General features: G+C 48.0%; 14 protein-coding genes. 13 read left to right on the top strand and 1 reads right to left on the bottom strand.

The annotated features are described in order from the left end of the window. The 9 genes from NSB28_RS14530 (at position 1) to NSB28_RS14490 (ending at position 8931) form a co-directional block, all read left to right on the top strand. Positions 1–1014 carry an ABC transporter substrate-binding protein gene (locus NSB28_RS14530; RefSeq protein WP_109747269.1) on the top strand — a complete coding sequence of 338 codons (1014 nt, stop codon included), beginning with the start codon at positions 1–3 and terminating at the stop codon, positions 1012–1014. Between the two features lie 11 nt (positions 1015–1025). Then, entirely contained in the window at positions 1026–1814 is a 789-nt protein-coding gene (locus NSB28_RS14525; RefSeq protein WP_109747270.1) for an ABC transporter permease, read from the top strand. Between the two features lie 2 nt (positions 1815–1816). After that, positions 1817–2647 carry an ABC transporter ATP-binding protein gene (locus NSB28_RS14520; RefSeq protein WP_109747271.1) on the top strand — a complete coding sequence of 277 codons (831 nt, stop codon included), beginning with the start codon at positions 1817–1819 and terminating at the stop codon, positions 2645–2647. A gap of 276 nt (positions 2648–2923) precedes the next feature. Next, complete coding sequence (locus NSB28_RS14515; protein WP_109747272.1) at positions 2924–4369, top strand: aspartate kinase; 1446 nt, start codon at positions 2924–2926, stop codon at positions 4367–4369. 288 nt (positions 4370–4657) lie between these two features. After that, positions 4658–5455 carry an ABC transporter ATP-binding protein gene (locus tag NSB28_RS14510; protein ID WP_109747273.1) on the top strand — a complete coding sequence of 266 codons (798 nt, stop codon included), beginning with the start codon at positions 4658–4660 and terminating at the stop codon, positions 5453–5455. Between the two features lie 12 nt (positions 5456–5467). Continuing rightward, positions 5468–6271 carry an ABC transporter permease gene (locus tag NSB28_RS14505; protein WP_109747274.1) on the top strand — a complete coding sequence of 268 codons (804 nt, stop codon included), beginning with the start codon at positions 5468–5470 and terminating at the stop codon, positions 6269–6271. Between the two features lie 16 nt (positions 6272–6287). Continuing rightward, on the top strand, positions 6288–7064 hold the full coding sequence (locus tag NSB28_RS14500) for an ABC transporter permease (RefSeq protein ID WP_109747275.1): 777 nt from the start codon (positions 6288–6290) through the stop codon (positions 7062–7064). A 225-nt stretch (positions 7065–7289) separates the two neighbouring features. Next, a complete protein-coding gene (locus NSB28_RS14495; protein WP_187374198.1) occupies positions 7290–7616 on the top strand; it encodes a nucleotidyltransferase family protein in 327 nt (108 codons plus the stop codon). A 430-nt stretch (positions 7617–8046) separates the two neighbouring features. Continuing rightward, positions 8047–8931 (top strand): AraC family transcriptional regulator, encoded by an 885-nt coding sequence (locus NSB28_RS14490; protein WP_187374199.1) that lies wholly within the window; start codon positions 8047–8049, stop codon positions 8929–8931. Positions 8932–9105: 174 nt separating this feature from the next. On the opposite strand, the gene NSB28_RS14485 is transcribed toward NSB28_RS14490, so the two are convergent. Further along, positions 9106–10692 carry a glycoside hydrolase family 43 protein gene (locus tag NSB28_RS14485; RefSeq protein WP_109747278.1) on the bottom strand — a complete coding sequence of 529 codons (1587 nt, stop codon included), beginning with the start codon at positions 10690–10692 and terminating at the stop codon, positions 9106–9108. Between the two features lie 360 nt (positions 10693–11052). On the opposite strand from NSB28_RS14485, the gene NSB28_RS14480 reads away from it, so the two are divergent. The 4 genes from NSB28_RS14480 (at position 11053) to NSB28_RS14465 (ending at position 21042) form a co-directional block, all read left to right on the top strand. Beyond that, the gene (locus tag NSB28_RS14480) at positions 11053–13221 is read left to right on the top strand and encodes a glycoside hydrolase family 3 C-terminal domain-containing protein (protein WP_109747279.1); all 2169 of its coding nucleotides are present in this window, start codon (positions 11053–11055) and stop codon (positions 13219–13221) included. Positions 13222–13234: 13 nt separating this feature from the next. Further along, positions 13235–15097 carry a sialate O-acetylesterase gene (locus NSB28_RS14475; RefSeq protein ID WP_257497854.1) on the top strand — a complete coding sequence of 621 codons (1863 nt, stop codon included), beginning with the start codon at positions 13235–13237 and terminating at the stop codon, positions 15095–15097. Between the two features lie 11 nt (positions 15098–15108). After that, the gene (locus NSB28_RS14470; protein WP_257497855.1) at positions 15109–18780 is read left to right on the top strand and encodes a glycoside hydrolase family 2 TIM barrel-domain containing protein; all 3672 of its coding nucleotides are present in this window, start codon (positions 15109–15111) and stop codon (positions 18778–18780) included. A gap of 279 nt (positions 18781–19059) precedes the next feature. After that, positions 19060–21042 carry an alpha-glucuronidase family glycosyl hydrolase gene (locus NSB28_RS14465; protein ID WP_257497856.1) on the top strand — a complete coding sequence of 661 codons (1983 nt, stop codon included), beginning with the start codon at positions 19060–19062 and terminating at the stop codon, positions 21040–21042. Positions 21043–21053 lie beyond the last annotated feature (11 nt).

Here is a 21053-nt window from a genome sequence, read left to right as displayed (position 1 = left end):
ATGAAAAAATTTACGGGATTATTTATGGCAGCTATATTGGCGTCAAGCCTGCTTGCAGGGTGTAATAGAATGGAAGAAGTATCTGGTGCGCCGTCTGATACGGCAGCGGCCAGTACCGCAGAGGACCCGTTTGTATTGGGGGTCAGCCCTATGACAGGCTGGTATGCCTGGTACGGAGTCGACGGCACAGGAATTTTTGAAAAAAATGGTGTGAATGTGAAAATTGAATTTTTCCCTGTTTACAGTGACTCATTGACTGCATTTTATTCCGGTCAGGTAGACGGCATCTGTATCGCAGGTTCAGATGCTGTTGCACCTCTGAATGAAGGAGTAGATTTTAAAATCGTACTTGTAAATGATAATTCCTATGGGGCAGACGGCCTGGTAGTCCAGGATGGAATTGAGTCTGTGCAGGATTTAAAGGGAAAATCAGTTGCCACCGAGGTCGGCACACTTGAGCATATGTTTTTACTAAAGATACTGGAAGAAAATGGGATGACCATTGATGATGTGAACTTTACGAATATGACGATCAATGACGCAGGCCCGGCATTTATTGCAGGAAGCGTAGATGCGGCGGTACTCTGGGAGCCCACATTGTCCGCGGCAATTGAAGCTGGAGGAAATCTCTTATACAGCACGAAGGAGGAACCTGGCCTCATTCCTGATACACTGGCAGTGCGCCAGGAGGTGCTGGATGAAAGAGGAGAAGATGTACAGAAAATTGTAGATTCCTGGTTTGAGGGTGTGGAAAAACTGGACGCCAGAGATGAGGCATTTATTGAGGCCATCTGCCAGGGAGCAGAACTGGAGAAGGAAGATTACATCACTATGCTGGATGGGGTGACTGTCTTTGATAAGGCTGAGAATCAGGAGACCTTCAAAAGAGGGGAGGATTATACTTATCTGAACTATACACTGGAAAAATCGGCAGAATTCCTTCTGGATACAAAAATGATTGATAAGCTGCCGGAGGATGTGACTGTGATTCTGGATGACACTTATATCAAATAGGGGGCCTGTACATGATAAAGATAAAAATCCGAAAGGCGGTCAAAAAGAAAAAGTATATCTTTCTTGCCGCGATGGCCTTTCTGGCAGTTTTTCTGATCTGGTGGGCTGTAAGCGGAACAGGGGCGGTAAAAGAGATTTTCCTGCCCAAACCCTCCAGTGTGCTGCAGTATTATGTGGGCGCCATTCAGGACGGCTCACTGTGGGAGAATACGAGAATCAGTGTGATAAGGATTACCCTGGGATTTCTGATCGCTGTAGTGCTGGGTATCCCGGTAGGGATCCTGGCAGGTACATTTAAAAAAATCGAAGCAGTCATCAGGCCGTTGTGCGAGTTCATCCGTTACATGCCGGTTCCGGCATTTGTGCCGCTGATCATGGTGTGGGTGGGCATCGGAGAGAGCGCAAAAGTCACAGTTATCTTTATCGGTACATTTTTTCAGCTGGTACTGATGGTGGCGGATGATGCCATGGCGGTGCCGGACGACCTGATCAATGCCGGTTATACTCTGGGTGCAGATACAAAAAAGGCAGTTTTCCGTATTATGATTCCGGCCATGCTTCCCCGTCTGATGGAGACACTCCGTATGATGATCGGGTGGGCCTGGACGTATCTGGTAAGTGCGGAACTGGTGGCCGCCAACACAGGACTGGGTTATACGATCCTAAAGTCTCAGAGGTTCCTGAAGACAGATGCCATATTTGGAGGGATCCTTTTGATTGGCCTGCTGGGCCTGATCACAGACAGGATATTCGCATTCCTGAATAAAAAATTATTCCCATGGGTGGAAGGAGGCAAGTGAGTATGAGAATGTTTGGGAGAAAGAAACAGCAGCTGCCAGAACGGCATGAGCATATCGAAGCCAATCTTGCCAACAGCACAATCTACGTAAAAGACCTGCAGAAGGTCTACCCTTCCCCAAAAGGGGATGTGACAGCCATGAAGGACGTGAACGTCAATGTGCTGGAAAACGAATTTGTCTGCATTGTCGGTCCGTCCGGATGCGGAAAATCCACTCTGCTCCGGATGATCGCCGGCCTGGATGAGGCTACAGAAGGCCAGATTGTAATCCATGACAGGGATATTATGGGACCAGGCGCAGACAGGGGAATGGTGTTCCAGTCCTATACGTTGTTTCCCTGGATGACAGTTGCTGAAAATATTAAGTTTGGGCTGAAAATAAAGAATATGCCTCCGCAGGAGCAGGATATCATTGCCGATAAATACCTGAAAATCATAAAGCTGGAAAAGTTTCGTGACAGTTATCCCAAGGAACTCTCTGGAGGCATGAAACAGCGTGTGGCAATTGCCCGTGCACTGGCTAACAGTCCTGAAGTGCTGCTGATGGATGAGCCGTTTTCAGCGCTGGATCCGCAGACAAGGGCTGATATGCAGCTGCTCATGCGCCAGATCTGGCAGGAAGAAAAACCTACTGTTATATTTGTCACTCATGATATTGAGGAGGCAGTCTTCCTGTCCAGTAAAATCTATGTGCTCACATCACGGCCGGGGACTGTAAAAAAAGCAGTGCCTGTCCTGCTCCCCGGCGAAAGGGACTTGTCACTGAAGGATACAGAGCAGTTTATCAAACTGAGGAAGGAAGTAAATCTGCTGATAGAGCATGAAAGCCTGTGAAAATATGATACAGGCTTGCAGAAATCCCATTGTCTTTGACAGTGGGATTTCTTTTTGCAGCATTTCAGCGCCTGCATGACATTCAATATTAATACAAATTTTAATCCAACAGCCTGAATATTAACACTGTTTTAATATAGAAGACTTTATAATGCCAGTATATAAGAAGCTGTTATAACAGTTCAGGAGTGCAGAAATCCCATCGCTGTAAGCAGTTTTAAAAGTATTTCTGCATGTTTGTCTGCGATTTGATAATTGATGAAGGAGAATATAACTATGAAGGTAATAAAATTCGGAGGCAGTTCACTGGCAGATGCCAAACAGATCAAAAAGGCAGCAGAGATTATATGTGATGACAGAGAGCGCAGAATTGTAGTTGTATCAGCGCCGGGAAAAAGGTACAGTCAGGATCGGAAGGTGACAGACCTGTTGATTGAGCTTGCCTGTGACTGCCTGGAAGGCAGGGACTGCGTCAGGGCCCTGGAGGGGGTAATATCCAGATACAGGCAGATAGCTGAGGAGCTGGGGATCAGATCAAGTATAGCGGATGAGATAGAGGGAGACATAAAACACAGAATATCGTCCGCACATCTGCCGGAAAAGAAATTCCTAGATCTGATAAAAGCAGCAGGAGAAGATAACTGCGCCAGGCTGATAGCAGCATACTTATGCCAGAAGGGTGAAAATGCAGAATATGTAAATCCTAAAGATGCAGGGCTGATGCTGTGTGAGGAAGAAGGGCATGTTAAGATTCTCCCATCTTCATATGAGGCCCTTTCAAAGCTGAAGGAAAGAAAATCATTAATGGTATTCCCGGGGTTCTTTGGATATTCACCAGAAGGGGAGGTCATTACCTTTCCCAGAGGCGGCTCCGATATCACAGGAAGCATACTGGCTGCTGCAGTAAATGCGGCGCTGTATGAAAATTTTACAGATGTAGATTCTGTTTTTGCGGCCAGTCCTTCTGTCATACGTAACCCGGCTCCGATAAGGACTATGTCATATGAGGAGATGAGGGAGCTTTCCGGTGCGGGATTTGGGGTGCTGCATGAAGAAGCAGTCGCCCCTGCCTGGAGAAAAGGGATACCGATAAATATAAGAAACACTAATAACCCTAAAGAACCGGGGACCATGATAGTATCCGGAAAATGCGGCAGAAACCATCCGGGAATCGTAGGCATCGCAGCTGAAAAAGGATTTGTGACAATGCATGTGACTAAAAGCCTGATGAAGTATGAAACAGGGTTTGAGAGAAATCTGCTTGGAATCCTTGATGAAGAAGGATTAACCTATGACTATCTGACAATCGGTATAGATAATGTGTCATTTACTGCAAGGGCTTCAGAGACAAATGCAGAAAAAAGGGAGAGAATAGTTAAACGTATCTATACGGAGCTGAAAGCTGATAAGATAGAAATTGAAAATAACCGGGCGGTCATAATGCTGATCGGGCAAGATATAGCCAGATATGCAGAGGCAGCCGGAAAAGCGTGTGATGCACTTACGGCCGAGAAGATCAGTGTGAAGATGGTAAACCAAAATACAGCTGAGGGAAGCATATTATTCGAAGTGGAAGAAAAAGAAGCAGATCTGGCTGTAAAAGTCCTGTACAGGAGTTTCTTTCAGAAAAAGGAAAGAATATGTTTGAACCGCAGAAACAGCAACTCTCGGGATTTTCGTGCATTTTGCACGAAAACACCTCGCGGGACAGTGGAAGGCTGAACTGTTACCTTTTGTTACAGTTTAGGTTAGTAAATGTATTTTGACAATAGTTCAGACAGGTGCTACAATATTGAAAAAAGGAGAGGAGATATATTAAGATTTTCAAATAATATTTACCACAACGGGTTCCCTTGGCAAAATCCAAGGGGAAATGAACTGTGTCAGGTCTGTGCGGGAAGCCGCAGAATGGCGGCATACTGACATACCCCGGCAGGGTTCTGTCGCTTGGCAAGATATTTGAAGTAACATGCAACTGTTTCTAAAAATATTACTACCAGGAGGTTTACCATGATTACGGTGGAACATCTATGCAAAACATTTCGGACTGCAAATCGCAGTGCGGGGCTTTCGTCTGCCCTGAAATCACTATTTCACAGAGAATACAAAGAAATAAAGGCTCTGGATGATATCTCATTTACGATCCCCGACGGGGAGATGGTGGGATATATAGGTCCAAACGGAGCAGGAAAGAGCAGTACTATTAAGGTACTGAGCGGTATTCTGACCCCTGATAAGGGAGAGTGCCTGATCAATGGCCGGGTGCCATGGAAAGAACGGCGGGAACATGTCAGGGACATCGGCGTTGTATTCGGACAGCGCTCACAGCTTTGGTGGGACGTGCCTGTCATTGATTCCTTTGAACTGCTGAAAGATATCTATAAGATTCCGCAGAATGCGTACAGGGACAGGAAGGAGGAGCTGACAGAACTGCTGAAGCTGGGAGATATCCTGAGGACATCCACAAGGCAGCTTTCGCTGGGCCAGAGGATGCGCTGCGAGATTGCGGCCTCACTTCTGCATAATCCGAAGATCCTCTTTCTCGATGAGCCAACGATCGGACTGGATGCAGTGTCCAAGATCGCTGTCAGAGGATTTGTACAGGAGCTGAATAAAAAGTATAATACGACTGTTATTCTGACTACGCATGATATGCAGGACATAGAGGCGCTGACCAACAGAATAATGCTGATCGGAAAAGGGCGTCTTCTGTTGGACGGTTCCCTGGAGGAATTTAAGGCGCTGGCGGGTGAAAATGAATCTTTAGATGAACTGGTGGCGAGACTGTACTGCCAGTACCACATTTAAAGGAGGGGCCTGATGAAACAATATCTGTCTTTTTTTCGTATCAGATTCCAGACAGGCCTTCAGTACCGCACTGCGGCCATTGCAGGCATTTCGACCCAGTTTGTATGGGGCGGAATGGAAATCCTCATGTTTAAAGCCTTCTATGAGGCATCTCCCGGCGCATTTCCCATGAGCTTTGAGGCGCTCACTTCTTACGTGTGGCTGCAGCAGGCTTTTCTGGCTCTGTTTATGCCCTGGTTCTGGGATGCAGAGATATTTAAAGCGATCTCCGACGGGAATATTTCATATGAATTGTGCAGGCCCGCAGGCCTGTATGAGATGTGGTTTACCAAAAATATGGCGATACGTTTGTCGAAAGCTGTCCTGCGCTGTTTTCCGGTGCTCATAGCCGCCGTGTTCCTGCCAGCCCCGTATGGCATTATGCTGCCAGGGGATATACAGGGAACGGTATTGTTTTTGCTTTCTATGCTGCTGGCTTTTGGAGTAGTTGTAGCCTTTTCCATGTTGATATACATATCTGTGTTTTTTACTATTTCCGGACAGGGAATTAAAATGATATCCTCCTGTCTGGCAGAATTCCTGTCAGGGGCAGTGATCCCTCTTCCCTTCATGCCGGATGGACTGAGGCAGCTGGCAGAGTTCCTGCCATTTGCATCCATGCAGAATGCTCCCCTCAGGATATACAGCGGGGATATAGCAGGAGCGGCTGCCTGGCAGGTCATCGCTCTTCAGCTGTTCTGGCTGGTGTTTATGTGTGCAGCCGGAAAACTGCTGATGCACAGGGCATTGAAACAGGTAGTGGTCCAGGGCGGCTGAAAAGGAGGCGAAGAATATGAAATTATATCTGCATTATCTCTCTATCCATGTGCGGAGCGCAATGGAGTACAAGACATCATTTATATTAACTGCTCTTGGGCAGTTCCTTGTATCATTTAATGTGTTCCTGGGGGTATTCTTTATGATGGAACGCTTTAATAATGTAAAATGTTTTACCTACAGTGAGATTCTGCTTTGTTTCTCCACTGTCCTGATCTCTTTTTCACTGGCGGAATGCTTTTTCAGAGGCTTTGATATGTTCCCGTCCATGATTGGGAACGGAGAGTTTGACAGGATACTTGTCAGGCCCAGAAATACAGTTTTCCAGGTCCTTGCCAGCAAGATTGAACTTACCAGGATAGGGCGTCTCTTCCAGGCATTTATCATGCTTGGATATGGGATCATTAAAAGCGGAATAAAGTGGGATTTTCTGCGGGTCCTGACCCTTGTGCTGATGATAGTAGGCGGCATCACAGTGTTTGCAGGCTTATTTATTATTTTTGCAGGCCTGTGTTTTTTTACGCTGGAAGGCCTGGAAGTCATGAATATCTTTACAGATGGAGCAAGAGAGTACGGAAAGTATCCGGTGTCTGTCTATGGGAAAACAGTGCTTACTATATGCAGCTATATAGTACCTTTTGCACTCTTCCAGTACTATCCCTTTCTGTACCTGATTGGAAGGGATGTACCGGTTTGGTATTGTGCCCTTCCTGTTTTAACTGCCATGTTTCTGATTCCCAGCTGTCTTATATGGCGTCTTGGAATGAAAAAATACCAGTCTACGGGCTCATAACCCAAAGACCGCAGGGTCAAATCCTGTTTCCGCTGCTATTGTAAAAGACTTAAGGACGGCGTTCTCAAGGTATTTACCTTATGAGCCGATACTTTGTGAAAATCGTATCAGCTCGTTTTTTGATTAGCGGGTGGATTTTTAAGTGCTGCCATTGTATAATTAAGAAAAACACAGGCGAGAATAAGACAGGTCAAAGACCGTTTACCAGAATGGAGGTGGGATGATTTGACTGAGACAATAATACGTGAATTAATAGATGGCTTACAGGAAATCTTCTGTGATAACATCCAGCAGATTATCCTGTATGGTTCTGTAGCAAGAAATCAGGCAACGCAAGAAAGTGACGTTGATGTTGCGATCATTCTAAGGCATGGATTTGATGCTGAGATAAAGAAGAAGTTTATTGCATGGTCTGCAGAATTGGATTTAAAATATGATAAGGTGTTTTCTATTATTGATATTGAAAAGGAACGTATGGATAAGTATGGTGATATCCTGCCATTTTATAGAAACATCCGTCAGGAAGGAGTGGTTCTTTGGAAAGCAGCTTAAGAGAATTAGCCAGCTACCGCATGGAACGGGCAAGGGAAATGCTTTCAGCTTCGGCGGATAATCATCTCAGATCATCAAGGAATCCTCTTACTTGCGGGAAAAATCAGATTATGACGATTTTTATATAGCAAGTAAAATTGAAGCGGAACTTCAGTTAAATAAAGCCTTGTCTTTTGTAAGAGAGGTAGAAAGCTATTTGGAACGGCATTAAATTATATCTTTCAACGATATTTAGGAATCTTTATAGCACGCTTTGTGATGCACAGAAACGGCAAATTTCGGAATTATTGTGCAAAATACGCACGAAAACACCTCGCGGGATGGTGGCGTGTGAACAGTAACAGGGAAACTCCGTAGCATATCCTCCGGGCAACTAATATTTGACTACCAGGTTTCTGTCCCCTATAATAAATAAAAAGGGGGGATGAACGTGATTGAAATATTAAATGGAATGCATGAGACTATAAATTATGGCGATTCCCAGGGATTCCGCCTGTATCATAATGTGGAATATGAGGATTACGGTGATCACTGGCATACAGGGATTGAGATCATTATGCCTGTGGAGAACGGGTATACAGTTATTGTGGGGGAAGAACGCCTGGAACTGAAGGAAGGGGATATCGTGCTGATAAATTCAGGGATCATTCACTCTCTGGAGGCGCCTCCCACAGGGGAACGCATCATCCTTCAGTTTGATACGGCACTGCTCTATGGCCTGAAGGGAATGGAGACACTGCTGTTTATGATGCAGCCGCTGATTTTTCTGCCAAACAGAAAGGAAGATGAACTGTACGGCTTTATATATGAAAAACTGAGGAAGGTAATCCATGAATATGATTCCAACTCTGCCTTTAAGGAAGCGCTTATCTATGCCAGCCTGATTGAAATATTTGTGGAACTGGGCCGCCGTGAAGTGTACCAGATCGAGACGGAGGAAAAGATACCATCTGCCAAGAAGCAGGTGTATATTGAGGCAGTGATGGGAGCCTGCGCCTACATAAACTCACATTACCAGGAAAATCTCACACTGGAGGAGGTAGCAGCAGTCAGTGGTTTTTCTAAATATCATTTTACGCGCATTTTTAAGCAGTATATGAATATGACATTTTATGAATATCTGAACTCCAAGAGGGTGAAGAGGGCAGAAGAGCTGCTTTATAATCAGGAGATGAGCGTGACTGATGTGGCCATGAACTCAGGGTTTTCTTCTTTGAGTGCTTTTAACCGTACCTTTAAGACTCTTAAAAATTGTGCACCAAGTGATTTTAGGAAAAAATGGGAATGTCTGCAGTGTAAAAAAACGGAGCCGTGATCAGGAGGAATTTCCATGCAGGAGGAATTTTCATGGCTCAAAGAATAAACGGAGGCAATGAAAGATCAGGCCGCCCTGTACCCTGGGACTGTAAGATACAGCAGGGTACAGGACGGCCTGAAATACATTTTCCCCAGAGGCTTTGATACCCGCGGGCAATCACAAACTGTGTCCTTATTGCTGGCGTAATGGTTCATACAGGAACCAGTCAAAATCAGCATAATTATTGCTGTCATGGTGGTTTGAAGAAGCGTACATTCCCAGGTAGGTGCCTGTAAAGCCCTCATTTGTCAGGGAGCTGAGCAGTGTGGGATCAGCGTTTGTGAAGAAGGGCAGGAATTCCTGGTCTGTCATGCCGTAATAAAAATGATAACCTTCCCTGGAGGCAGTTACAGTGAGGTAAATGCGTCCTGAGGTGGGCAGAGGCGCTTCTTTTAAGAGAGCGGGGCAGCCCATGCGGACAGCTGATAGTTTCAGCAGCCGTTCATTTCCTTTTTTTGTGACCGTATATTTATAGTGGAAACGGTCGTCCTGGACAAGCGCCAGGCCTGCTTCCTCACAGTTCTCCATGGGTGTAAAATCAAGTGCCGCCTGCATGAGAAAAGCGGCGTGCTGCTGGCGCCGGCCTATGAACGCGGGGGTGCAGATTTCATGCAGGACTTCGGGACGAAGATACAGCCTCAGGCAGCCCGGACGCTCTGTCAGGGAGTAAAAGGACTGAACCGGCGGGTGGATCGTATTCCAGCAGTATTTCAGCACAGGTGATTCAAAGTTATCGCTGGAGGGCGCAGGGGAGGGGAGGAAGGAGGGAAGCTCCGGGCGGCGTTCTTCCCTGTTTACCAGCCCATTTTCATTATCTATCCGGAGCCAGCCGTCAGATTCCCAGAGGACAGGCACTAGAAAAGTCTCGCGTCCCAGATTAAAGTGGGCGTCTTTATAGGGGCGGACTCCAAGAAGTACCATCCACCATTCACCATTCTGAGTCTCTACAATATCACAGTGGCCGACTACAGAGATCTCATGTTCAAGCGAGAGATGTCTGTGAGTGACGACAGGATTGCGTGGGCATATTTCATAATCACCGTCTATTGTGCGGCAGCGGGCCATCATGACGCTGTGGTTTGTAAAGGTGCCGCCTTCTGCCACAATGAGGTAATAGTATCCGTTCTCATAATAAATGTGGGGAGCCTCTATCCATTTGCTGCGTGTCTTATTTCCGTCCCAGATAACAGTCCTCTCCCCTTTGAACTGAAATGTAAGAGGGTCCAGTTCACACAGATAAATGCCATGGTGCCCTTCATATAATCCGGGGTTGGAGATATAGTTGCCGGCATACCACATACGTCCGTCCTTGTCAAAGAAAAGGCTGGAATCTATGCCGTCCGCACCCTCTATAAAATGGGCTCTGCTCCAGGGGCCTGAAGGGTCAGAGGCTGTTATGATATAGTTATCCCTGCGGGCTTCCCGTCCCTCTGAGACAAAAGTATTAATGATATAGAAGGTTCCGTCATGATACCTGATGGACGGCGCCCAGAGCCCCAGTGATGTCTCGCAGTTCTTATAATCCAGCTGTTCCGGTGAGGAGATGCCGTGTCCTATCTGCTCCCAGTGTATAAGATCCCTGCTGTGGAAGATGGGCAGACCGGGAAAATAGACAAAGGACGAAGTCACCATATAATAGTCTTCTCCTACACGGCAGACAGAAGGGTCCGGGTAAAAACCGTTTAAGATTGGATTTTCAAATTGGCCGTATTTACTCATTTTGATATATTCCTTTCATAAAAATAAGATGATTGCTCAGTACTTTTATAATTATATTTATCAAAACATAACAAGTCAGATATTGCTAGCAAAAGCTTGCGGAAAAGTATTCAAATGTTGCTCAAATTGCAAAAAATTATTCTGCAGACAGTGAAACCTGGATATGAAACGTGTCTGTCTGAGATGGGAAAAGCAATATGTGAGGATAAAGAGGCAAGAATTAGGAAGAAATGGTTTGTGCATAATGCTATGATTATAATCGAAAAAGAATAAAAATATAGGAAAATATGTAATGTCCGGACACATGGATCCAGACATAAATACTGAGACATCATGAAAAATAGTAAAGGGGATAGCTAGATGAGAGAAGAGAGAGCACAAGAATGCCGCAGAAAAGCAAAAGAGCTGGTAGGGCAGATGACACTGGAAGAAAAGGTTTCCCAGACTATCCATGGAGCGGCCGGGATTGAAAGACTGGGGATCAAGGCATATAACTGGTGGAATGAGGCGCTTCACGGAGTGGCGAGAGCAGGGGTCGCCACCATATTTCCTCAGGCGATTGGAATGGCGGCAGCCTTTGATGAAGAGCTTGTCTGGGAGGTGGCGGATGTTATTTCCACAGAGGGACGTGCAAAGTATAATATGCAGCAGAAGTACGGTGACCGTGACATTTATAAAGGACTTACATTCTGGGCGCCAAATGTAAATATTTTCAGGGATCCCAGGTGGGGCAGGGGCCATGAGACTTTTGGGGAAGACCCTTATCTCACCTCCAGGATGGGTGTCCGTTTTATAGAGGGGCTCCAGGGGGATGACGATAATTATATGAAGTCAGCAGCCTGTGCAAAACATTTCGCAGTTCACTCAGGTCCCGAGGACGAACGCCATTCCTTCGATGCCAGGGTATCTGCCCAGGATCTGTTTGAGACATACCTTCCGGCTTTTGAGGCGTGTGTGAAAGAAGGTAAGGTGGAAGCTGTCATGGGAGCTTATAACAGGACAAACGGTGAACCGTGCTGCGGGAGCAGGACGCTGCTTATAGATATACTGAGAAAGGGCTGGGGATTTGAAGGCCATGTGACCTCTGACTGCTGGGCAGTAAAAGACTTCCATGAGCACCACAAGGTTACATCTTCAGCTTTAGAATCAGCAGCCATGGCAATGGAGAACGGCTGTGACTTAAACTGCGGCAGTCTGTTTCTGTATCTGACGGAAGCGGTGAAGAGGGGAATGGTGAGTGAAGAGCGCCTGGATGAGGCGGTTACAAATCTGCTGTCAGCCCGTATGAAGCTGGGCCTGTTTGAGGAAGAGGAGAAAGTGCCGTATAACAGCATCACCTATGAAGAGAATGACACAAAAGAACATGCCGGGCTGAATTTCAAGGCAGCCAGAAAGTCCTTTGTGCTCCTGAAGAATGAGGGAGATCTGCTTCCTCTCAATAAAGATAAATTAAAGACCATCGGGATCATCGGTCCTAATGCGAATAACAGAAAAGCCCTTGTGGGAAATTATGAGGGAACTGCATCACGTTATTATACCATATCAGAAGGAATCCAGGACTATGTGGGGGATGATGTGAGAGTGCTTTATTCCGAGGGCTGCCATCTGTGCAAAAAGAAGGTCAGCGGTCTTGGACAGGAAAATGACCGTCTGGCTGAAGTACGCGCAGTATGCGACAGCAGCGATGTGGTCATAGCGTGCCTTGGGCTGGATTCAAGCCTTGAGGGAGAAGAAGGGGATGAGGGCAATGAATTTGCCAGCGGTGATAAGCCGGGACTTTCCCTTCCGGGCCTGCAGCAGGAGATCCTGGAAGCAGCCTGCGAAAGCGGCAAGCCGGTAATCCTTGTCATCCTCTCAGGAAGCGCCCTGGCGGTGACGTGGGCAGATGAGCATGTGCCGGCCATAATTGAAGGATGGTATCCGGGCGCCATGGGCGGGAAAGCCCTGGCCAGTGTCCTGTTTGGAGAATACTCGCCTGAAGGCAAGCTGCCTGTCACTTTTTACAGGACAACTGAAGAACTGCCGGATTTCAGGGATTATTCTATGAAAGGAAGGACGTACAGGTATATGGAGCAGAAAGCGCTCTATCCATTCGGGTATGGTCTCTCCTATACAGATTTTGGAGTAGAGGAAGCAACGGTCAGTGGGGATACTATAGAAAAGGGAGAGAAGCTCAGTGTAGAAGCTGTGCTTGTCAACCGCGGCCAGATGGCGGGAGCAGAGACACTGCAGGTATACATAAAAGCAAAACGTCCAGGGACACCGAATGCACAGTTAAAAGCCCTGAAAAAAGAAGAGCTGCAGCCGGGAGAATCAAAAAGGATACGGCTTGAGCTGTCTGACAGGTCATTTGGCCTGCGTGATGAAAACGGAGATCTGGTGCTGGGGGAAGGTACTTACGAGATTTATGTGGGAACCCAGCAGCCTGACGAACGCAGCAGTGAACTGACGGGGAAGAAGCCTGTATGTCTGCAGGTGCAGGCCGGCAAAACAGAAATATTAGAAAAGGCATGTGTGAAGGTGGGCTGATATGCGGCGCTGTTTGAATGAAGACAGACAGAGTGTGGGGATAACGCTGCCCAGGCTCATCAGTGACGGATGTGTACTGCAGCAGGGGAAAAGAACAAGGATATGGGGATATGCAGATCCTGGCACTGAGATCACTGCGCAATTGCAGGCACAGAAAAAGACAACGGAGGTCCGCGAAGATGGCAGCTGGGAACTGTTTTTCAGGAACCTGACAGCGGGCGGACCATTCAGGATGAAAATTCAAAGCTCTGACGGAGAATGCAGGATCGTGTCGGATGTCTATGTGGGCGAAGTGTGGGTATGCTCAGGACAGTCCAATATGGAACTTCCCATGCAGAGGGTGAAGGACCGCTATCCTGAAGAGATGGACAGAAGTAATCAGTACGTAAGAATGTTTAAGGTGGCAGAGCGCTATGATTTTGAAATGCCGCAGAAGGATTATACAAGCGGGGAATGGAAAGAGCGCACACCGGAAAATATATCAGAATTTTCAGCCGCTGCCTGCTTTTTTGGGCAGTATCTGCAGGAGGACAGAAAGGTGCCTGTAGGGCTGCTGGATATAAGCAAGGGCGGCTCCCGGATAGAGGCATGGATGAGCAGAGGATCTCTGGAAGGATATACAGAACTGCTGGAAGAGGCGGACAAGTACAGAGGGGAGAAGGCGGTGCAGGAGTTTGTGCAGCGCCAGGATAAAGCCATGTCTGACTGGCTTTCCTGTGTGGAAGCTGCTTCACAGGAGAAGCCGGCAAAAGGCTGGAAGGATATCATGCTGCCGGGATGGTTAGACAGTGCGGGTCTCTGTGACTTTGCCGGATGTGTCTGGCTGCGCCGCACCTTTATGGTGCCACATCAGATGGCGGGGCGGCAGGCCAGCCTTTGGCTGGGGACAATGAATGACAGCGACAGGACTTACATAAACGGGGAACTGGCAGGTGAGACAGGATACCAGTATCCCCCAAGAAAATATACTGTGCCGGAGGGAATCCTGCGCGAGGGAGAAAATGAAATATGCATCCGGCTTATATGCAACAGCGGACAGGGAAGGGTGACTCCTGGAAAGGAGCTCTTTCTGGCGGCAGGGGAGTCACGTGTGGATCTTTCAGGGCGGTGGCAGTACCAGGTCAGATGCAGCTGTGAAAAAGCGCCGGAGATGGATTTTCTGTGCCGTAAAGCATCAGGTCTGTATAACGGGATGATTTCCCCCAGCCAGAAGTATACTGTGAGAGGTGTGCTCTGGTATCAGGGGGAGTCAAATGACAGAAGGCCGGATGACTATGAGGACCTGCTGCAGAGGATGATATTATCATGGAGGAAAGAGTGGGATCAGGATGCCCTTCCTTTCATTGTGATACAGCTTCCGGGGTTCTCTATTGATCTTCCGGAGGAAAACAGCGGCTGGCCAAAGATACGCCAGGCACAGAAGGGAGCGGAATGCCTTCCGGATACGGCGGTGACTGTAAATCTGGATCTGGGTGAGGACAATGATCTGCATCCTCAGGACAAAAGGGAGATTGCACAGCGTGCGGCGCTTGCGGCGCGCGGTATGGTCTACGGGGAAGATGTGCCGTACAGGGGGCCGGTTCCTGTGAGCTGTACCTTTGAGAAAGGGAACGTCAGCATCGTTTTTGACACTATTTACGGGGGACTTCTAAAGACAGCGGACGGACAGGTTCCGGGGGAATTCTGCCTGGCAGGAAGAGATGGAAAGTTTTATCCGGCTGAATGTGAACTTCAGGGAAACCGGGTTGTGCTCAGAAGTGAAGCTGTAGCAGAGCCACAGGCCGTCCGCTATGCCTGGGGAAATGCACCGAGGCGTGGGCTGCTCTGCAGCGGGCAGGGCCTTCTGGCAGCTCCCTTCAAAATCGGCAGGGACTAAAAGGAGAGAATATGGACAAGCAATTATGCGCCAGGATACCGTCAGAATACGGTACCAGTCTTTTTAACAACGGCTGGGAGTTTGTAAAGCTTCCGCTGTCAGTCACACTTGATGAGCTGGAAGGATGCCGGCCTGTGTTTAAGAGCGTTTCGCTGCCTCATGACTGGCTGATCTATCAGGGAACCAACCTGTATGAGGATGGCAGCGGATGGTACAGAAAGTATTTCTATTGGGAAAAGACGGAAGATACACGTCTTGTGCTCAGGTTTGAGGGGATATATATGGACAGCACTGTCTATGTGAACAGGCGGGAGGTGTGCCATTGGAAATATGGGTACTCTACCTTTGAGGCAGATATGACGCCGTATCTGTCAGCGGGAGTCAATGAGATCCTGGTGAGGGTATCGCATCAGGCGCCAAACAGCAGATGGTATTCCGGCGCCGGGATTTACAGGGATGTATGGCTGAAGGTGCAGCATTTGACGCATCTTGTATCAGACGGCAGTTATATTACAATTAAAGAGTCAGAGAACGGCAGGTGGCATCTGGAAGCCAGGACAGAAGTTTCTGTGTGCCGTAAAGATCTAAAAGATGCAGGGAGCGGAGCCTTTACTTTAGAATATGGGCTGTGGGATATGCAGACAGGGGAACAAAAAAGATTAGGCGGCAGGAAAATGCTGGAGGCAGAACTGACACGGACAGAACCGAAACAGACAGAACTGAAACAGGCAGAAGTGACGCAGACGGAACTGGCACAGACAGAACTGAAGCAGGAAAGATTCATGCAGTTGGAAACGGCTCAGAACGAAGGCAGCTGGCAGGCTTGTGTGTGCGGGGAAGTGCTGAACCCTTCAGTGTGGGATATTAAGTCACCCGCCCGTTACAAGCTGAAGGTAAGCTTAAAGTCAGGCGGAGTTCTCTGGCAGCAGGAAGCATACACCGTGGGATTTAGGTCAATCGAGTTTTCGCCTGAAAAAGGATTTCTGCTCAACGGTAAAAAGGTAAAATTAAACGGGGTCTGTGAACATCATGATCTGGGCTGCCTGGGATCTGCCTATAATTCGTCAGCTATGAGGCGCAAGCTGGAGATCCTCGGGAGAATGGGCGTCAATGCACTTCGCCTGACACATAATATGCCGGCCCAGGATGTGATGGAGCTGGCAGATGAGATGGGGTTTCTTGTTGTCTCTGAAGCCTTTGACATGTGGGAAAGGTCCAAGACAACTTATGATTACGCCCGGTTTTTCCGGGAGTGGTATAAAAAGGATGTGGCAAGCTGGGTAAGGCGTGACAGGAATCACCCAAGCCTGATCATGTGGAGTATTGGAAATGAGATATACGATACACATATAGATGAGAGAGGGCAGGAAGTGACAAGGGAGCTGAGCTGTGAGGTGAGACTGCATGATCCCGACGGCCATGCCGGCATAACCATCGGCTCTAATTATATGCCCTGGGAAAATGCACAGAAATGTGCTGATATCATAAAGTTAGCCGGATATAATTATTCTGAAAAGTATTATGACCAGCATCATCTGGAGCATCCTGACTGGATAATATATGGAAGCGAGACATCATCAACAGTGCAGAGCAGAGGTGTATACCATTTCCCCTATGAGCAGTCAGTGCTTGCGGATGAGGACGAACAGTGCTCTGCTTTGGGAAATTCTACTACCAGCTGGGGCGCTAAGTCTTCAGAGAGCTGTATTATTGCAGAGCGTGACCATGAATTTTCCTGCGGCCAGTTTCTCTGGACAGGATTTGACTATATAGGGGAGCCAACCCCTTATCATACGAGGAATTCCTACTTTGGGCAGGCAGATACTGCAGGTTTTCCCAAGGATTCTTATTATATTTATCAGGCAGAATGGACAGATTACAGAGAAGCGCCCATGATCCATGTATTTCCATACTGGGATTTTAATGAGGGGCAGCTGGTGGATGTACGTGTATGCTCCAATGCGCCAAGAATAGAACTGTTTTTAAACGGGAAGAGCCAGGGCTGTTATGAGATCGATCATAAGAGGGGCACGCAGCTGCTGGGGCACTGGAAGATACCGTATGTACCTGGAGAACTGACGGCTGCCGCCTATGACGGGGAAGGCAGGATAATAGCAAAAGAGAGCCGCAGATCATTTGGAGAAGCGTCCAGGATCGTGCTTCGAAGCAATACCGCTGTTATAAAAGGCAGGGAACTGGCATTTGCAGAAATCAGCGCGGAGGATGAATGCGGGAATCCTGTGGAAAATGCATCCAGCCGCATACATGTGAAAGTCTCAGGGCCAGGATATCTGGCAGGTTTGGACAATGGTGACAGCACAGATACAGATGAATATAAAACAGACAGCAGAAGGCTCTTTAACGGAAAACTGCTGGCGGTGATCGCGGCGGGAGGCGGTGAAGGCCAGGTGGTTGTGGAGGCTTCTTCACCGGGGCTGACAGGCGCCAGGCTGGAGATAGCGGTGCAGGCGGACATGGCAGATGAGGCGGATACAGCTGTGCGGTCTGACATGACAGATGAGGCAGAGACAGCTGTGCAGACAGAGATGACGGATACGGCAGAAGCGATGGTACCAGCTGTGCAGAGAGATATACCAGATGAGGATATCCCGGTCAGGGCCGTAAGGCTTTACAGCGATGGGGGAACATGCCTGGATCCCGGACATCCCTCTGCCACAGTGACAGCAGTCATTTGTCCGCCGGATGCTGCAGACCGGGAGGTGGTCTGGTGCGCGGTGAATGATGCAGGTATTCCCTCTTCCCTAGCACAAGTGGAAGCCAGCGGGCTGCAGGCAAAAGTAACTGCCGGAAGTGACGGAAGGTTCAGGCTGCGCTGTATGTCAAAGGCCGGAACAGATAATATACGGATTATCTCAGAGCTGGATTTTGAAGTGACTGGCATGGGAAGAGCGTGGCTGGACCCATATGGCTTCATAGCAGGAGGCCTGTATGATTACAGCCGCGGAGCTGTAGGAAACGGCAATGAGCATGGAGTTGCTACAGCCAGGGACGGGGAGACACAGGTTGGCTTCCATGGGATCGACTTTGGAGACTATGGCTCAGATGAGATAACAATGCCCATATTTGCCCTGACTGATGAGGAATACCCCATACAGATATGGGAGGGAATGCCTGGTGAGGAGGGCAGCAGCATAGCAGGTGAGGTGATCTACAAGAAGCCTTCTGTCTGGAATGTTTATCAGGAGGAGACTTACCGCCTGAACAGAAGGCTTCGGGGAATTACAAGTATCTGTTTTGTTCTGCATCAGAAGATCCACCTGAAAGGATTCAGCTTTAAGCGCCTGGAAAAAGCGTATGAGAAGCTGAAGATCACAGAGTGCACAAATGTATATGGTGACAGTTTTGTGAAAAATGAGGACGGGATTGACCACATCGGTAACAATGTGACTATTCAGTTTGAGCAGATGGATTTCGGGGATACAGGTGCAGGTGCCATTGTTATCTGCGGCTATACTCCCATGGAGAAGAATGCAGTGCAGATCAGGTTTAGTTCTGATGAAGGCGAGTTCGTCCAGCTCATAGAATTTAAGCACAGTGAAGGAGTCTCAGAGCAGGTATTTGAGATTGAGAGAGTAAAGGGAAACCAGTCGGTGAGCTTTGTTTTTCTGCCCGGAAGTGAATTTGATTTCAAATGGTTCCGCTTTGTTGTGCAAAATATATAAAGAACAGAAAATGCTCCGGATTCCGGGGCATTTCTTTTATACTTTGCAAATAAAACGGCCTGCGTCAAAGATTTGACGAAATATATGCAATGATAATGTGGTTTAAAAAGGATATATTGCAAATAAGAAAGCAATATATGCGCAGTCTTTGGCAAAAAATGCAATGCACTGGAAGTCAGTATGCCCTATAATTAAGAAAAAGCAAAAAGAAAATGTACAAACTACCCAAAGCACAGCAAAGCTAAAGCAGTGCACAGGTTCCAGGAAAGGAGTATGCTGATGAGTTATGAAAACGCATGGCTGACTTACAGGATGCGGCAGGATAGCCGGGATAAGAAGTATTTTAGCAAGGTGTATGCAGAAGATGAAAGCATAGTGGCAGTGACAGCCGTTAAAGAGCTGGAGAGGGCAGGCAGGGAGATACTGGGTGTCAGGATGGAGCAGGCGGGATGCGCCGCTGAAGCAGGGATATGCCTGAGACTGGTGTCTGACCCGGCCATAGGAGAGGAAGGTTATCAGCTCCGGGAGGAAGAAGGATGCATCACCATCAGCTCAGAGGGGGCCAGAGGCCTGCTGTACGGCAGCTTTGCTCTGATCAGGCGGCTTCAGATGGAACTTCCTCTCGAAGGCCTCTGCATGCTGGAAACACCTTCTAATCCTCTGCGTATGCTGAACCATTGGGACAACATGGACGGGAGCATAGAGAGGGGATACTCAGGGAATTCCTTTTTCTTTAAGGATGAAAAAGTGATCGTGGATGAGAGAACAAGGGCGTATGCCAGGATGGCGGCCTCGGTTGGAATCAATGCCTCAGTGATCAACAATGTTAACGTAAGAGGCAATGCTACGAAGCTGATAACAGAGGAATACGGCAAAGAGCTCAGAGAGATGTCGGAAATTTTTGCAGAATATGGGATACGGCTTTTCCTGAGCCTGAATTTTGCAGCTCCCATGGAACTGGGCGGCCTTGACAGTGCGGACCCGCTTGACGGACAGGTGGCGGCATGGTGGAAGGATACCATGGAGGATATTTTCAGGAGGATACCGAATCTGGGAGGCTTTCTTGTAAAAGCAGATTCAGAGGGGCGTCCGGGTCCGTTTACTTACGGCAGGACCCATGCGGACGGGGCAAACGTTCTGGCAGATGCGGCGGCGCCTTACGGAGGCATCATTATCTGGAGATGCTTCGTATATAACTGCCAGCAGGACTGGAGAGACAGGAAGACAGACAGGGCCAGGGCAGGGTATGACAACTTCATGCCTCTGGACGGGAAATTCCGGGACAATGTGATCCTGCAGATCAAGAACGGACCTATGGATTTCCAGGTCAGAGAACCGGTGTCTTCTCTGCTGGGAGGGCTTACAGATACAAATCAGATACTGGAGGTCCAGATCGCACAGGAATATACAGGCCAGCAGAGACATGTATGCTATCTGATCCCCATGTTTAAGGAGATTCTTGGATTCCATACTTACTGCTGCGGCGGGCAGGATACAGTGGCAGACATTGTAAGCGGCAGGACCTGGGGGCAGAAAAGCTGCGGCATGGCGGCTGTGGCAAATACGGGAAATGATGACAACTGGACGGGACATGACCTGGCGGCAGCTAATCTGTACGGATTCGGCAGGCTGAGCTTTCAGACAGACGCCGGGGCCAGGGAGCTTGCTGAGGAATGGGCTGCATGTACCTTTGGAAATGACAGAGTGGTTACGGAGACAGTCACAAAGATTCTGATGATGTCCTGGCCGGCTTATGAGAAATATACAGCGCCTCTTGGAATCGGCTGGATGGTAAATCCAAACCACCACTATGGACCGAATGTGGACGGATATGAGTACGACCGTTGGGGAACGTACCACAGGGCAGATCATCTGGGACTGGGGATAGACAGAAGCAGACAGGGAACAGGATATGCGCAGCAGTACAGGAAAGAAAATGCAGATCTCTATGAGGATATAAAGACATGCCCCGAGGAACTACTGTTATTCTTCCACTATATTCCTTATACATACCGGCTTAAGTCAGGCAAGACGCTGATCCAGCACATATATGACACACATTTTGAAGGCGCCGGGGATGTGGAGAGTATGGATATCCTCTGGAGTTCTCTGGAGGGAAAGATACCTGAGAGAGTATACAAAAGGGTGAAGGAGCGTCTGGAGCATCAGAAAGAGCATTCTAAAGAATGGAGAGACCAGATCAACACATATTTCTTCAGAAAAAGTATGATACCGGATGAAAAAGGCCGTCAGATCTACTGATGGAGATAAGT

It is taken from the genome of Murimonas intestini (genome assembly GCF_024622195.1).
Lineage (GTDB): Bacteria > Bacillota > Clostridia > Lachnospirales > Lachnospiraceae > Murimonas > Murimonas intestini.
This window is presented reverse-complemented; position numbering and strand designations above follow the sequence as displayed.

Bases quoted from the DNA above. Each gene is read 5' to 3' on its own strand.
- NSB28_RS14530 (WP_109747269.1), top strand. From the start codon at position 1: ATGAAAAAATTTACGGGATTATTTATGGCAGCTATATTGGCGTCAAGC.
- NSB28_RS14525 (WP_109747270.1), top strand. From the start codon at position 1,026: ATGATAAAGATAAAAATCCGAAAGGCGGTCAAAAAGAAAAAGTATATC.
- NSB28_RS14520 (WP_109747271.1), top strand. From the start codon at position 1,817: ATGAGAATGTTTGGGAGAAAGAAACAGCAGCTGCCAGAACGGCATGAG.
- NSB28_RS14515 (WP_109747272.1), top strand. From the start codon at position 2,924: ATGAAGGTAATAAAATTCGGAGGCAGTTCACTGGCAGATGCCAAACAG.
- NSB28_RS14510 (WP_109747273.1), top strand. From the start codon at position 4,658: ATGATTACGGTGGAACATCTATGCAAAACATTTCGGACTGCAAATCGC.
- NSB28_RS14505 (WP_109747274.1), top strand. From the start codon at position 5,468: ATGAAACAATATCTGTCTTTTTTTCGTATCAGATTCCAGACAGGCCTT.
- NSB28_RS14500 (WP_109747275.1), top strand. From the start codon at position 6,288: ATGAAATTATATCTGCATTATCTCTCTATCCATGTGCGGAGCGCAATG.
- NSB28_RS14485 (WP_109747278.1), bottom strand. From the start codon at position 10,692: ATGAGTAAATACGGCCAATTTGAAAATCCAATCTTAAACGGTTTTTAC.
- NSB28_RS14480 (WP_109747279.1), top strand. From the start codon at position 11,053: ATGAGAGAAGAGAGAGCACAAGAATGCCGCAGAAAAGCAAAAGAGCTG.
- NSB28_RS14470 (WP_257497855.1), top strand. From the start codon at position 15,109: ATGGACAAGCAATTATGCGCCAGGATACCGTCAGAATACGGTACCAGT.
- NSB28_RS14465 (WP_257497856.1), top strand. From the start codon at position 19,060: ATGAGTTATGAAAACGCATGGCTGACTTACAGGATGCGGCAGGATAGC.